Source organism: Aquimarina discodermiae, from assembly GCF_040786235.1.
Lineage (GTDB): Bacteria > Bacteroidota > Bacteroidia > Flavobacteriales > Flavobacteriaceae > Aquimarina.
On the sequence record NZ_JBFMKP010000021.1, the window covers coordinates 103,611 to 118,886 of the forward strand.

Below are 15,276 nucleotides of genomic sequence, written 5' to 3' on the forward strand. Positions count from 1 at the left end.
TAAAAAGCAATAAATATCTTTAAAACGTATAGAATCGATCTTACTCAAATATAGCTAAAAGCACAGTATTTTGTATGTGGTATTACCACAAATCATTGATTGTAAATAAGTAAAACTGTTTTTTGCTTCGGTTTTAAGGAATGTTTATAACGATGATATGTAAGACTATGATTGAATTTGTTAATTTTTTTGTAAGAAATTATACTTTTAGGAACAAGTCATTTAGAACTTTTATTCTGTATTATATTATTTAAAAGTACTAGTATGTTTTGACGTTTTTCGTATAAACAAGCCTTTCTATAGTTATTTCTTGATGCGTTTTTTAGGAGGAATAAGTGTTAACAATAAGATACCATTTTTTCATAATTCAATATACTAATCATAAATTTAATATTGATATTTCAAATTTTATAGTAAAACAATTTGAATGTCCGAAATGCATAATAACTCATTATTATAGACTTGTTTCAGGTTCTTGTTATAAGTTAGTACATATGAATGTAATAAGATTTCGAAATAAATTCGGAATGACATTGAATATCATTATCATACAAAACGGATAATCATATAAAACAAAGGGTATAGACTATTAAATGAATTGGTTTAAACTTTATTCAATTCACCAAAGAATCATCATTTTTCGCATGAATCAAAAAAGTTTGAACAAGTTCAATATAAACCAATCAATAATTAATAGTGTTAAGGTAATCATTAAATTTATTTAATGATTACCTTAACCAATAACGTTTTGTTTATACAATTACCGATTACATTTTATTTTTTTGATCGTTTATTTTAATAATATAATACTCCATATGGGTTTAAACCAGAATCGTATTGTGAGATTTTTTGTAAGGTACCGTTGCGTTTTACTTTATAAAAAACTACTTGGGTCGCATTTGGATCTGAATGAGATACAAATAAACGGTTTCCATTACTATTTACAGCAAGATTGTGAGGTCTGCCATAAGCAGTGTTTTTTCGTGATATGATCCTATTGTTTTTCCTATCGATCACGGCTAATTTATTGTTTTTAATACCAGTAGTAAATATATAATCATCGCTACTAGCGATACCATGAGCTGATTTAAAAGGGATATTACTTATTAAGTTTAAATTTTGATTTCTAAATACACTTAATTTATTGTCTTCTTTGGATGAGACATATAATTTGCTCTTAACAGATAATAAACGGGCACCACCACCAACTACTTTATGATCTATATACTTAAAAGTTTTAGTATCATATGCTACGATATAACTTTTATTAAGACCATCTAATATTGATATATAGGCTTTTTTTCCAACTGGGTTAATGGTTATGTCGTGTTGTACAGCGTTAGTCGTCAATCTTTTTATTTTGTCAAAAGGAAGCTTAATGTTTTTAATAACAGAATTACTGTTCAAATCAATTATCGTAGTTTTTTTTGAAATAATATTATTAACCCATAATTGATTTGCCTGTTTATTTAATGCCATATGTAATGCTCCTTTTTTTATTTTTATTTCGCCTTTTAGCCTAAAGTTTTTTGCATTAAAGTATAGTATTTTTTTGTTGGCAAAATCACCAACATATAATCTGTTATGCGTTTTACTATGTGCTAAATAAGTAGGTTCAGCATTAGAGTCCGGTAGTTTAATATTTCTGATAAATCGAGTAGTTTTTGCATCAAAAACACTAATAGTACCAGATCCACGGTTAGCTACAAGAAAATACTCTTTAGAATAACTATTTTGTTTGTCTATGATTTCTATTGACTCTTCGGGATTCAAAAGTTCTTCGTTCTGACACGAATTTTGTAAGGCAGCTATAAAGCCAATTGCGATAAATAAAATGAATTTTTTCATTTGCGTAAGGGATTTAATAATTGTGAATGGTTAATATTTGTAATCGGTATGTTGTTATTATATTGTTTTATGTATAATCAATTGCTTATAAAACCTTAAGACTATAAATAGGTTTAAATCAAATAAGAAAATATGATATCTGCGATATACTCTTAATGGGGGAAGAATAAGAAAGAGTACTTAACTAATCAAAAAATGATTTTGATGATAATGATTGATAATTGTAGTACTAATATAATATGTAAATAATTGTTTTTGTGTTAATTAGTGTAAATTTTTATTGAAAATTAAGTTAATTACTTTTGATTTGTTATATTTCCAAAACAAAATGTAATGAACTTGTATTAAGAATAGTAATTAATATAATCTGATATTTATAGAGAATTCATAAGATATTTAGTTCTAAAACGTTACATTTAATACCCTTAACCTACATTTTAAACTTTTTGAACCTTTATATAACAACTATACTATTAGTAGAAGAAGCCCCCTCGAATTCGATACTTCAAACAGTATTAGGAGTTTTTGTTACTGTGGGTATTGTATCGATTTGTGTGTACTATGTATTGCGATATTTAGAATCGGTTTATGTAAAATATAAAGGAAAACCTTATTATGTACATTGTTATCCAATTCTTAAAAAATTACCATCACATTTGCAGTTGTTTTTAGATGAGAATGCTTTTTATAAAATTTTGGATAAAAAGCAAAAAAAATACTTTGCCCATAGAGCTGCAAAATTTATAGAACGTACAAGATTTGTGGGTAGAGATGGACTTGTAATAGACGATTTTATGCGTATGCAGGTAACTATTATGGTTACGCAACTAACTTTTGGGATGAGACATTATCAGTTAGGATATCTATATACTATTATTTTATACCCGTCATCTTTTTATTCTATATTAAATAAAACGGAAAACCTAGGAGAGTTTAACCCCAGGTCAAAAGCATTGGCTTTATCTTGGAAACATTTTCAAAAAGGAAATTTGCATCAAGATAAAGGGAAAAGTCTTGGTATTCATGAAATTACTCATGCTATTCATTATAATTCAATTAAGAATAATGATATAAGCTCAGAGATTTTTTATGACACTTTTTTGTTGTTAGAAAAGCATTTGGGCTCTGTAGAGCTTAGAAAAAAAATTGTAGATACCAAAATTTTAAGAGAATATGCATATACCGATAAATTCGAGTTTATAGCGGTTCTTGTTGAAGTTTTTATGGAATCACCAATGAAATTAAAAAACGAATTTCCTGACATCTATTATTATGTATCAAGAATGCTTAATTTTAGATACTTTGAAAGTAACTCCAATCAGTTAAATTAATTTTTTAAATTTTCGAATAGTTGTATTATTTATTAATTGAAACTACAGAAGATAATTTATAAGCAATATCAAAAAGTGATGTCACTTTAGTATATTTATTGCCGGAAACAATTTTAATTTATAAAGTTATATGGAAGAATTTCAGCAAGTAGCTCCTGTAAGTACACTTACGGACGAAAAAAGAGTTGCTTTTTATAAAAAGACCTATACACACCTAGCGATGGCTGTTCTACTTTTTGTTATTGTAGAGTGGATATTTTTTCAGATAGAGCCTATTGTAAATTTTGCTTTTTCTATGACGCAAGGTTGGAGATGGCTAATTATGTTAGGAGGTTTTATGCTGGCTACAAATTATGCAGAAAAGATGGCATTTAGAAACCATAATATCAATCAGCAATACTTAGGTTTATTATTGTATGTGGTTGCAGAAGCTTTTATTTTTATTCCGCTTATAGGCATGGCCATGATGATTGCAGAAAGTGGAGGTGCAAACATACTTAATCAAGCTGCAATTTTAACCCTATCATTGTTTACTGGGTTATCGGCTATTGTTCTTTTGACAAAAAAGGACTTTTCATTTCTTAAGTCTATTTTGGCAATTGGCTTTTTTATTGCAATTGGACTTATTGTAGCCGGAATGTTATTTGGATTTAATTTGGGATTATGGTTTAGTGTAGGTATGGTAGTATTGGCTTCAGGGTCTATATTATATCAAACTTCTAACATGGTTCATAAGTATTCAGAAGATCAATACGTAGGAGCCTCACTTGGATTATTTGCCTCTTTGATGCTGTTGTTTTGGTATATATTAAGTATTCTATCTAGAGAATAGGCTAGGCAGTATATGGTATAATTCCTTGTAGACAGGAATTTATAATAAAGACTCATTTAGAGATATTAGTATGTCTAAATGAGTCTTTTTATGTTTATTGTTTTTTAAGAATAGATTTTAGGATTGTTGTAGCATGGATTCTAGAGTTTTCAATAAACCAGAGGTGCGTGTCCATTCCTCCGCAAATAACACCTGCTAGGTATAGATTTTCAATATTTGTTTCCATGGTATCCTCATTGTATTGTGGATAGAGTTTTTGATCCTCAGAAAGTTGAATTCCTATATTCTTTAAAAATTCAAAATTAGGTTTGTACCCTGTCAAGGCTAAAACATAGTCATTATCAATCGATATCTTTCTATCTGCTGTTTTAAAATTAATTTTATCGGGTAAGATTTCATCAATAGTTACATTGTAGAAAGCTTTAATACTACCTTCATCAATTCGATTAAGAATATCAGGTCTTACCCAATATTTTACACGTTTCCCTATTTCTGGACCACGTACTAACATGGTAACTTCGGCACCTTTTCGATAGCACTCTAAGGCTGCATCTACAGCAGAGTTACTTGCTCCAATCACCGCTAACTTTTGCTTGGCAAAAAAATGTGGATCTTTGTAGTAATGAGATACTTTTTCCAAATTTTCACCAGGTACGTTTATAGTATTGGGCAAATCATAAAAGCCTGTAGCAACGATTAGGTAGGTAGCCGTATAGTTGTTTTTGTTGGTTTCTACTTGAAATAGCTGACTATTTTTCTTAACGCTACTAACTTTTTCAAACAAATTAATATTTAAATCATTAGAGGTTACAATCCTTCGGTAATACTCTAATGCTTCATTACGTTTAGGTTTTGCTTCTTTACTAATAAACGGAATGTTATCTATTTCAAGTTTTTCTGAGGAAGAAAAGAATTGCATATTTATGGGGTAATTGTATAGAGAATTAACAATTGTCCCTTTTTCTATAATAAGATAGTTTAATCCTTTTTTTTTGGCTTCTAAACCACAAGCGATACCGATAGGTCCACCTCCTATTACAATTAAATCTATATGCTTCATTAGTAATCATGTGTTTCTGGTGTAAAGCTAATAATTTAATATATAGTTCGGTAAGCTGAGTAAATAAAAAAAGACTGCCTTTTTAGACAGCCTCGTTTTATGTGAGCTTAAAATAAAACTTAAAAAGAACCCTAATGAACTTACGATAAGGAAAATTGATGTCCAGGTATCAAAAGAAGGAATAGGGGTTTGTTCCATTTTAAGGGTTATTCATTTACAATCTCTTTTAGTTCTTTGATGGTTTGAGTTGGGTTATCACTTTTAAAAACAAAACTACCAGCCACCAATACATCAGCTCCAGCTTCAACAAGTTGTTTTGCATTTTTACTCGTTACTCCTCCGTCAATTTCTATCAAAGTGCTGGCATTATTTCTAGAAATAATATCTCGAAGCTGCTGTACTTTTTTATAGGTGTTTTCTATAAATGATTGTCCTCCAAATCCTGGATTTACACTCATAATACATACCAAATCAATATCTTTAATAACATCTTCTAATAAACTAACGTTGGTATGGGGATTAATAGCAACACCAGCTTTCATGCCTTCTGCTTTAATAGCCTGTAATGTTCTATGAAGATGCGTGCAGGCCTCATAATGTACTGTCAAAATATTGCTCCCCAGATCAGCGAATGTTTTTATATACCTATCAGGGTCTACAATCATTAAGTGTACATCGATAGTTTTATTTGCATGTTTTACAATATCCCTTAAAACTGGCATTCCAAACGAGATATTAGGAACAAATACACCATCCATAATATCTATATGAAACCAATCTGCATCACTTTGGTTAATCATTTCTACATCACGCTGTAAATTAGCAAAGTCTGCTGCCAGTACGGAAGGTGCTATACGTTTTAAAGCCATAAAATTGTGTTGTTTTCGGCAAAAATACTATTTAAGTTTTAAAATTAATAGGAAATAAACCAAAAGGATGCTAAAGATTTACCCGTGTAAACTCACTAGGTAACTTTCAATATTTTTTTAGCAAGGTAAGAAGTACTCTTAAAATGAGCAGGTTTGTTACCGGCTTCATTTTTTAAGAATCGCTGTATTTCACATTGATTATGATGATCTGATAAGACTGTATACGAAGAATGGTACTCAGAAAAAGGAGGTCCTTCTATCTCCTGATCTAACATTTTAATAATATTATGATGTCGAGTGTCTTTTTTGATTTTTTCAAACATCTCTTGGATAACGCTTTTTGAACCTTCTAGAACCTGGAAAAAATTTCCGTCAGAATATATTAATATTCCTATAATACCTTTAGCATTGTTATAAGTATTAACATAATCCATAAGTTTGGTAATATCAGAATTTGATAGGGTAGGGTTTACTGTGCTTACATAACTAATGGCATATCTCATGATAACTCTATTAGAATGACTGACTATAAACATAAGTTACAAATAACTAGGTATTTATACTATTGTTTAGGAAGGAAGTATTTAATGAGAAAATGACTTTAACATTAAATTGAGTTATAATTATGATTTTCCGTAATTTTTGTTATGGTTTTCCGTAAAAAAAACCTCCGGTAATCAGCCGGAGGTCATTCATCAATCAAAAAACGAACAGTTATGTTATAAAACTGTTTGTAGCCGCAATTTAAGAATTTATCCTAAATAAGTTTTTAATATTTTACTTCTCGAAGTATGTTTTAATCTTCGAATTGCTTTTTCTTTAATTTGACGTACACGTTCTCTTGTTAGATCAAATGTTTCACCTATTTCTTCTAGTGTCATAGGATGCTGATCACCAAGGCCAAAATATAAGCGAATAACATCTGCTTCTCTTGGAGTTAACGTTTCTAAAGCACGTTCTATTTCTGTTCGAAGAGATTCGTGCAACAATGTTCTGTCTGGATTTGGTGATTCTCCCGAGTTTAATACATCGTATAGGTTAGAATCTTCTCCTTCTACAAGAGGAGCATCCATACTTACATGACGACCAGAATTTTTCATAGATTCTTTTACGTCATTAATTGTCATATCCAATTCTTTTGCAATTTCTTCTGCACTGGGTGGGCGCTCATGAGATTGCTCTAAGAAAGCATATGTTTTATTTATTTTATTAATCGAACCAATTTTGTTTAGTGGCAAACGTACAATACGAGATTGTTCTGCTAATGCTTGAAGAATAGATTGACGAATCCACCACACCGCATACGATATAAATTTAAAACCACGAGTTTCATCAAATCGCTTTGCAGCTTTAATAAGTCCCAAGTTTCCTTCATTAATTAAATCAGGAAGGGTAAGTCCTTGATTTTGGTATTGCTTTGCAACCGATACAACAAACCTTAAGTTGGCCTTTGTTAATTTTTCAAGGGCTCTCTCATCACCAGCTTTTATACGCTGTGCTAATTCTACTTCTTCATCCGCAGTAATAAGGTCTACCTTACCGATCTCTTGCAAATACTTATCTAGCGAGGCAGTTTCACGATTTGTTACTTGCTTCGTAATTTTAAGTTGTCTCATCTATTATTCTCCTTGAAATTTATTATGTGAATCTTTTAGGGCGTCTGTTTATTATATATACGTAATATGTTATCAAAATGTTACAAAAATGTTGTGTTTTTATTTTAAAAAAGTCATTTTGTTTCTTTTGTCATAAACGGTTAGGCATTACTAACACTGGGTTTTGTTAAACTTTACTACTTTATTTTTTTGAAGTGCTTTTTATTAAAAAAAACTCTTTTTTATCATATTATTCGTCCTGTATATGTCAAATAGAGTAGGAGAGAAAAAGAAATAATACGAGTGTTTTTACTTTTTATGTAGTAGGACGCATGAAAAATTAATTTTTAAAATTTATAAGAAAGCCCTGTTTGAATAGTAAAATATAAACTTTTATAGATTTCTGAGTCTTTGCTGGTATCATTTATTTGATAATTAATCAAAGGCTCTACATTCAAAAATATGTTTTTTGAAAGTTTGTATTGAAAATTTGACCCCACAATCATAGTGAAACCTACTTTTTGTAGATTACTACTACCTTGAACCGTGAAACTGTTTGATGGAGCATTTATCTTAATACTGTTTTTTCCGGGGAAAATAAAATTTGTTCCACCTATTAATGAAGTGCTTATTTGCATATCAGTAATTTGATATTGAAATCCAAATGAGATTTCATTATAAGTTACTTTTTGTATAAGATCTACTTCTTCCGAATTTCCAATTATTTGATCTCCAGATAACAATATTCCTGAATTGCTTAACGCAGATTTAAGTCGATTACCTCTAATGTTTTTTACTGTGTGGTTTATTTTTAATCGATTATATCCTATTCTTATTGCTGCTTTTTTGGTATTAAATGTTTTGAATATTATGCCATAGCCAAGGCTTAGCCTGTCTAGGTTATTGTGTTTTGCGTTATTGCCAACTTCTTTTAAAAGGTTACTGATCAAAGATATGTTAGAAGGAATTGTATATGTAGGAGTAATGTGTAGTGCTATACTATATTTTTGAAAAAGTTCTTTTTGTTCTCTGTACATATAAATTAATGACTTCTTTTTACGGTTGGTGAGTGGCTCGTCTTTTTTTAGAGTCGATTGTGCTTTTATAGAATCTTCTTTATGTTCTAATTTATCTTTAGAAGCGGTTTGTGATAAAGATGCTTTTATATTTTGATTGGCAATAAGATTTGAGTTGTTTTTTACTTCATCGGTATGTTTTTTTGAAGTTTTTTCTACCAAAGAACCTTTGTTTTCTTCTATAGATATTGCTTTCTTAGTGTTAGATGTAGAAAATGTAACATCTGTATTCGAACCCTTTAATTTTGAGCTAGTAGAATTACTGTTAGATTGTATTGTATTACTGCTAGATTGTATTGTATTACTAGTAGAATTTCTATGATATGATGATTGTTTATTTTTTATTGAGCTTGCAGCATCGATATTGGGTTTTGATGGTGTTGACAAAGAGGTTGTTTCTTTGGTATTTCCATTATATACTATAACCGTTCTATTATTTTTTTCTAAATCTATTTTTTCCTCTTCGCAATCATCTGTTATCGTTGTATTTTCTATAGTTGTAGGGTTAGATGTTTTTAAGGTCAAAGAATTTTTGTAGGCATTATATGTAGGAAAAATCAAAAGTAATAGTAATAAAGTTATACCAGTTACCTTTATCCAATACAAAAAGGGACGCCTTTCTTTAGGTAAATGAGGTTCTATATCTTCCCATGTTAATGAGCTAGGGAAACTATCAAAACCTTTTAGCTTATCTTTAAAAGCTTCTCCTATGTCTTTTTGATCAGCCATTACTTATTGCGCTTTTTTTAAATGTTTGTTGTTTAATACTATTCTCTTTTTCAAAAGGCTTTTTGCTCTGTGCAAGTTTGACTTAGAGGTTCCTTCAGAAATATGTAGCATTGCGGCTATTTCTTTATGCGAATACTCGTCTAGTTGGTATAAATTAAATACTAACCTATATCTGTCTGGTAATTCTTGTATATGCATTAATAGTTCATCTAATGAAATATTTAGTACTTCTGGATCAACTATAATATCTGCTATTTTCTCTTCGCTTATGTTGTCTTTTAGAAAAGTGGTTTTTTTGTATTTATCAATGGCTTCATTAATTGTTATTCTTTTCATCCACCCTTCAAAAGAACCTTTAAACTTGTATTGGTTGATTTTTTTAAAAATAGTAATAAAGGAGTCCTGTAAGTTATCTTCTGCTTCACTATAATTTCTGCAATATTTTAGACTCAAAGAAAAAAGTACATCTTTATATTGATGAAACAGTTCGCTCTGTGCTTTACGATTATTTTTTTGGCACTTCTTAATTAATTTATTTGTGTCCAATTGGTTTTATGCTTTGTAAAGACTAATTATTTATTGAATTTTCTGCTTTGTGATACTTAGGAATAACCTGTGTTATCATAAGTTCTATGTCCATCAGACTGTATTATTTAAAAAGGTTGCGTGATTTTTTTTAAAATAGTAATTTTTAACAAAGTTAAGAGATGAGATGTTTGTATTATAATTAAAGCAACCTTTCCTGAAAACAGGAAAGATTGCTAACAATACAATTAGTTTTCATTATTATCTGTACAGGTTTCAGCAAATAAAATGATCCTAATTATTTGGGGTTCTTCAATATCTTCATTTTTTACACGAACATAAACTAATTGTGGATTTGAGGTGTTTAGATAGGGTGTGGTTACGTCTAGCATATTTGTTTCTTGTTTTGCATGTTCTAAGGTTTCATAAAATGATAATGTAGGATTGGTTACGTTCTCTTGAAGAGAAATTATACAATCTTTATAGTTGTCAAAAACAAATTCTGCTTTGTCATCAGAACCTCCTATAATACATTCTTTGAATTCTACATAATCACATGAATTTTCGACACCACATTGTTTTTTGATGGTGTATTTTTGATCGTCATTAGTTATTTCCATAACATTGTCATCTATAATTACTGCACTCCAGTCAAAATTCCAATCTTCTGTAACTTCAGAATCTCCTTCTAAGTGAATATTAACATGTAGTTCGTTTTCAATAAATAACGAAACCCAAGAGGTTCTATATGCATTACCATTATCATAAAATACACCAGTACCATCATTGTAAAAGTCTAGTAAAGAAGAATTGTATCTTTGGTTATCTGTTAATGAAGTTATTTGCCAGATACAGTTTTTTTCTTCTAAGATGTCTTCACAAATACCAATAATTTCTGTTTCGATACAAGCTTCGATAACAGATTTTAGTTCGGCATTATTGTGAATAATAAATTCATTGCCGTCTTCGAGAGTACTTGTAATAGGATAACTCAATCCAACACCTCCGTTATTACCTTCAGTATTGGCTAGAAGTTCTATAAATTCAAGGTTGTTATTAATTATTTTACTATCCACAATTTCTGCTTCACTATTAAATAGGTATATATTAAACGGGTAAACAAAAATGACACAAACAGGTTCGGTATCTTTGCTTTTATTTGTTGAAATATTTTTGATCGAATTGAATAGTTCCGAATCCTTATTAATTTCTTCGATATTGTCTGGGAATCGATCAAAAGAATCGTATTCACAAGATGATATGAATGTTAATAGGGCAATAAACAACAAGAAAGAAGTTAGTTTTTTCATGATCATTTTATTTAAGTTTATGTCTTATAGACTGATCACTTCTAAAAGGTTGCGTGATTGCCAAAAAGTTTTAAGTAAAGTGTTTGTTAAACAAAGTGTTAGAGTTTGTAACACGAAAGATCACATTTGTCTTGTCAAATTTTAGCACTAGAATAAACGCACAAAAAAAATCTCAGATAAAACATACAAAATGTCTTATCTGAGATTTAACTATTTTTGATCCTATAAAAACTGTAACGTTTTTTTAGAACAGTTTTAAAAGAAAATTAATTTTCTTTTTTCTCTCTACGAGGAGGTCTTCTATCTCCTTTTGGTTTATCACCACCTTCTGGTCTAGGAGGTCTTGGTAGAAGTGCTTTTCTAGATACTTTTTCTTTACGTGTTCTGGAGTCGATACCAAAATATTTTACGTCAAAAACATCACCCATGTTAACAACATCGCTAACATTTTCTGTGCGTTCCCAGGCAAGTTCTGATACATGTAATAAAACTTCATTTCCTGGTGCTTCTAGGTATTCTACCACAGCTCCAAAATCCAGCATTTTAATTACTTTCACTTCATAAACACTACCTACTTGAGGTTTGAAAGTAATCGCATCTATTTTTGCAAGTACTGCGTCGATTCCTTCTTGATCAGTACCTAAAATTTCAACATTTCCTTCTTCTGTTACTGGGTCTTCGTTAATAACGATAGTAGTACCAGTTTCTTTTTGTAATTCCTGAATCACTTTTCCTCCTGGACCAATAAGAGCTCCTATGTAATCTCCAGGAATGGTTCTGGTAACCATTTTTGGAGCATGTGCTTTTACGTCTGCATTTGGATTGGCAATAGTATCTGTTAGCTTTTCTAAGATATGTAAACGACCATCTGCAGCTTGTTTTAGTGCATTTACCAAAATTTCGTAAGAAAGTCCTTTTACTTTAATATCCATTTGGCAAGCGGTAATTCCGTCTGCAGTACCTGTTACTTTAAAGTCCATATCTCCAAGGTGATCCTCATCTCCAAGAATATCAGATAAAACTGCATATTTTCCTGTTTCACCATCAGAGATTAATCCCATAGCAATACCAGAAACAGGTTTTTTAAGTTGTACCCCTGCATCCATCAACGCCATAGTACCAGAACATACGGTTGCCATAGATGACGATCCATTTGATTCTAATACTTCTGATACAACACGTACGGTGTATGGACAATCAGAAGGAATCATACCTTTTAATGCTCTTTGCGCCAAATTACCATGTCCTACTTCTCTTCGTGAGGTACCTCTAATAGGTCTTGCTTCACCAGTAGAGAAAGGAGGGAAGTTGTAATGTAAGTAAAATGTTTCTTCTCCTTCATACGATGGCATATCGATCTGATTTGCTTCTCTAGAAGTTCCTAGGGTAACTGTTGCTAGTGCTTGAGTTTCTCCTCTTGTAAATATAGAAGAACCATGAGTAGATGGTAAATAATCAACTTCACACCATATAGGTCTTATTTCTGTCGTTTTTCTACCATCAAGTCTAAGACCTTCGTTTAATGTTAGATCACGCACAGCAGCCTTTTCTGCTTTTGCATAATACTTAGAAACTAAGTCACCAAAATCTTCAAGTTCTTCTTCAGAAAAAGTACCTTCGATTTCTTCTTTAATAGCAGCAAATGCAGCACCTCTTTCATGTTTAGATGAACCTGCTTTTGCAACGGCATATACTTTGTCATATGCCATTTCGTGAATTTTAGCAGCTAATTCTTCATCAGCTCTTTCTGGATCATATTCACGAGTTTCTTTTTTTCCGAAAGCTTCAGCTAATTTAAGTTGGGCTGCACATTGCACTTTTATGGCTTCGTGCGCAAACTTAATAGCTTCTACCATTTCTTCTTCTGAAATTTCATCCATTTCACCTTCAACCATCATAACAGAATCTGCAGAAGCACCGATTACCATATCGATATCTGATTCGTCTAATTGGGTTCTGGTTGGATTGATGATAAATTCACCGTTTATCCTACCTACACGTACTTCTGATATAGCACACTCAAAAGGAAAATCTGATAATTGGATGGCAGCAGAAGCTGCTAGTCCTGCCATGGCATCAGGCATCACATCTTCGTCATGAGACATTAACTGAATCATAACTTGTGTTTCGGCATGATAGTCTTTAGGGAAAAGAGGACGTAGTACACGATCCACTAGTCTCATTGTTAAAACCTCACCGTCACTAGGTCTAGCTTCTCTCTTGAAAAAACCTCCTGGATAACGACCTGCTGCAGCAAATTTTTCACGGTAATCTACCGTCAAGGGAAGAAAATCTACATCACTTTGTTTGTAGTTTGAAACAACCGTACATAATAACATACACTTGCCAGATTGAACAACAACAGAACCGTGTGCCTGTTTTGCTAATTTTCCGGTTTCGATAGAAATTTCTCTACCATCACCTAGGTCAATGACCTCTCTATAAACTTTTGGAATCATATTATTTTTTGATTCTAACCTATCTGCTTTATATAGTAAAGCGATACGTTTTATTAAACATTGGTTTCCGTCTTACTCGGGCGGACAAGGTTGTGTTGTTGTTGTGGTTGTTGTGCGACCAATGAAAAACTAAGGCATGCATCCTTATTTTATACAAATAAGAATGTTTTTATTTTAAAAATTAAGAGGTTACCTAAATTAAAAAGAGAGGCATAAAGCCTCTCTTTTTTGATTATTTTCTTAATCCTAATTCTTTTACAATTGCACGATATCTCAAAATATCTTTCTTTTTAAGATAATCTAGTAAATCTCTACGCTTACCTACTAATTTTACCAAAGAACGCTCTGTATTATAATCTTTACGATTCTTTTTTAAGTGTTCAGTAAGATGTGTAATTCTGTGCGTAAATAATGCAATCTGACCTTCTGCAGAACCACTGTCATTTTTTCCTTTACCGTGTTTTGCGAAGATTTCTTCTTTAATCTCTTTTGTTAAATACATTCCAATATTATTTAAATGATTTTTATGTACATGATATGCGCTTTGCTATCAGCCTGCAAATATACTGTTTTTTGATTAAGAATCACTTTTTATTAGAAAAATAAACTTTTTGGTTAAACCTTTTGAAAAAAAATGAATCCAAGTAAGATAACGTTAAAATTTAACACTATGAAAAACTACATTTTAAGAATTAGTACAACAATGTTTCTTATCCTTATTTTAATAGCTTGTAATAAGGATGAAACGAATGAAAGTTTGACAGATGCCATTGATCTGGATGAAGCTAATTTTACTGCAAAAGTAGATACTGCCACAGAAGTACTTAGTGATACGTTTTTGCAAGTTTATGAATCTGAGGAAAATCTTGCGAAAAGCCCTGTTCATCCTTACTTGCCAGATTGTGCAACAATAATTGTTGAGATTACTAATGCCTCTAAAGAAGTTACTATTGATTTTGGGTCAGAAGGATGTGATGTAAGAGGTCATTTAATCAAAGGAAAACTCAATATGTCATATGTAGCAAGCTTTGAAGCAGAGACCTTGGTTATAAATTATGATTTGGAAGATTTTTTTATTGATGATATTCAGTTTTCGGGATCTAAAACGGTAACACGTCAAAAAATGAATGATAACGGTAATCCACAATATACTATGGAGTTGGATTTGAACATAACCTTTGAAGATGGAACGGTGGCATCAAGAAAAGGAACTAAAACCCGCGAATGGATAGAAGGAGCCCTAAATGGTAATTGGGGGGATAATGTTTTTCTTATTTCAGGATCTTGGGAAACCAATTTTGTAAACGGAAATACGCATAGTACAACTATTATAACACCATTGCGCAGGGAAGCTAGTTGTAGATTCTTGGTGAGTGGAGTAGTAGATCTGGTAAGAACCAATTATACAGGGACATTAAATTATGGCGATGGAATGTGTGATAATATAGCATTGTTTATAAATGAAGAAGGGGAGGAAAGAGAAATTAAGTTGTAGTTCTTTGTTGAGTTATTATTCAATAAAAAAGAGGCTGTCTAAAAAGGCAGTCTTTTTTTTGTAGATTTTTGAGTTATTTTTTAATTTTAAGAATGAGTAGAAAAGTAGTTTTTAAGACCTATGATCAAGATCAGTTAAGTTTATTAC

General features: G+C 31.1%; 13 protein-coding genes. 3 read left to right on the forward strand and 10 right to left on the reverse strand.

Going from position 1 to position 15,276, the window contains the following annotated elements; all coding sequences use genetic code 11:
• Window positions 1–795 precede the first annotated feature (795 nt).
• Complete coding sequence (locus ABW636_RS14740; protein ID WP_367590831.1) at window positions 796–1,848, reverse strand: YncE family protein; 1,053 nt, start codon at window positions 1,846–1,848, stop codon at window positions 796–798.
• Window positions 1,849–2,294: 446 nt separating this feature from the next.
• Here ABW636_RS14740 and ABW636_RS14745 point away from each other — a divergent pair, with 446 nt between their 5' ends.
• Together ABW636_RS14745 and ABW636_RS14750 are read left to right on the forward strand one after the other, a co-directional pair.
• The gene (locus ABW636_RS14745) at window positions 2,295–3,179 is read left to right on the forward strand and encodes a zinc-dependent peptidase (RefSeq protein ID WP_367590832.1); all 885 of its coding nucleotides are present in this window, start codon (window positions 2,295–2,297) and stop codon (window positions 3,177–3,179) included.
• Between the two features lie 130 nt (window positions 3,180–3,309).
• Window positions 3,310–4,011, forward strand: a complete 702-nt coding sequence (locus ABW636_RS14750) for a Bax inhibitor-1/YccA family protein (RefSeq protein ID WP_367590833.1) — start codon at window positions 3,310–3,312, stop codon at window positions 4,009–4,011.
• A gap of 94 nt (window positions 4,012–4,105) precedes the next feature.
• On the opposite strand, the gene ABW636_RS14755 is transcribed toward ABW636_RS14750, so the two are convergent.
• The 9 genes from ABW636_RS14755 to rpsO all read right to left on the reverse strand — a co-directional run bounded on the left by ABW636_RS14755 (window position 4,106) and on the right by rpsO (window position 14,136).
• Entirely contained in the window at window positions 4,106–5,071 is a 966-nt protein-coding gene (locus tag ABW636_RS14755) for a YpdA family putative bacillithiol disulfide reductase (RefSeq protein ID WP_367590834.1), read from the reverse strand.
• A gap of 206 nt (window positions 5,072–5,277) precedes the next feature.
• Window positions 5,278–5,940 (reverse strand): ribulose-phosphate 3-epimerase, encoded by a 663-nt coding sequence (gene rpe / locus ABW636_RS14760; protein ID WP_367590835.1) that lies wholly within the window; start codon window positions 5,938–5,940, stop codon window positions 5,278–5,280.
• A gap of 95 nt (window positions 5,941–6,035) precedes the next feature.
• Complete coding sequence (locus ABW636_RS14765; RefSeq protein ID WP_367590836.1) at window positions 6,036–6,443, reverse strand: BLUF domain-containing protein; 408 nt, start codon at window positions 6,441–6,443, stop codon at window positions 6,036–6,038.
• A 249-nt stretch (window positions 6,444–6,692) separates the two neighbouring features.
• A complete protein-coding gene (locus tag ABW636_RS14770) occupies window positions 6,693–7,556 on the reverse strand; it encodes a sigma-70 family RNA polymerase sigma factor (RefSeq protein WP_024772554.1) in 864 nt (287 codons plus the stop codon).
• A 326-nt stretch (window positions 7,557–7,882) separates the two neighbouring features.
• The gene (locus tag ABW636_RS14775; protein ID WP_367590837.1) at window positions 7,883–9,340 is read right to left on the reverse strand and encodes a hypothetical protein; all 1,458 of its coding nucleotides are present in this window, start codon (window positions 9,338–9,340) and stop codon (window positions 7,883–7,885) included.
• Between the two features lie 3 nt (window positions 9,341–9,343).
• Window positions 9,344–9,886, reverse strand: coding sequence for an RNA polymerase sigma factor (locus ABW636_RS14780; RefSeq protein ID WP_367590838.1), 543 nt, complete (start codon window positions 9,884–9,886; stop codon window positions 9,344–9,346).
• A gap of 227 nt (window positions 9,887–10,113) precedes the next feature.
• Complete coding sequence (locus tag ABW636_RS14785) at window positions 10,114–11,175, reverse strand: FIDD domain-containing protein (protein ID WP_367590839.1); 1,062 nt, start codon at window positions 11,173–11,175, stop codon at window positions 10,114–10,116.
• A 266-nt stretch (window positions 11,176–11,441) separates the two neighbouring features.
• The gene (locus ABW636_RS14790) at window positions 11,442–13,634 is read right to left on the reverse strand and encodes a polyribonucleotide nucleotidyltransferase (protein ID WP_367590840.1); all 2,193 of its coding nucleotides are present in this window, start codon (window positions 13,632–13,634) and stop codon (window positions 11,442–11,444) included.
• 232 nt (window positions 13,635–13,866) lie between these two features.
• Complete coding sequence (gene rpsO / locus ABW636_RS14795) at window positions 13,867–14,136, reverse strand: 30S ribosomal protein S15 (protein WP_367590841.1); 270 nt, start codon at window positions 14,134–14,136, stop codon at window positions 13,867–13,869.
• Between the two features lie 168 nt (window positions 14,137–14,304).
• On the opposite strand from rpsO, the gene ABW636_RS14800 reads away from it, so the two are divergent.
• Window positions 14,305–15,129 (forward strand): hypothetical protein, encoded by an 825-nt coding sequence (locus ABW636_RS14800; protein WP_367590842.1) that lies wholly within the window; start codon window positions 14,305–14,307, stop codon window positions 15,127–15,129.
• The last annotated feature ends 147 nt before the right edge of the window (window positions 15,130–15,276 follow it).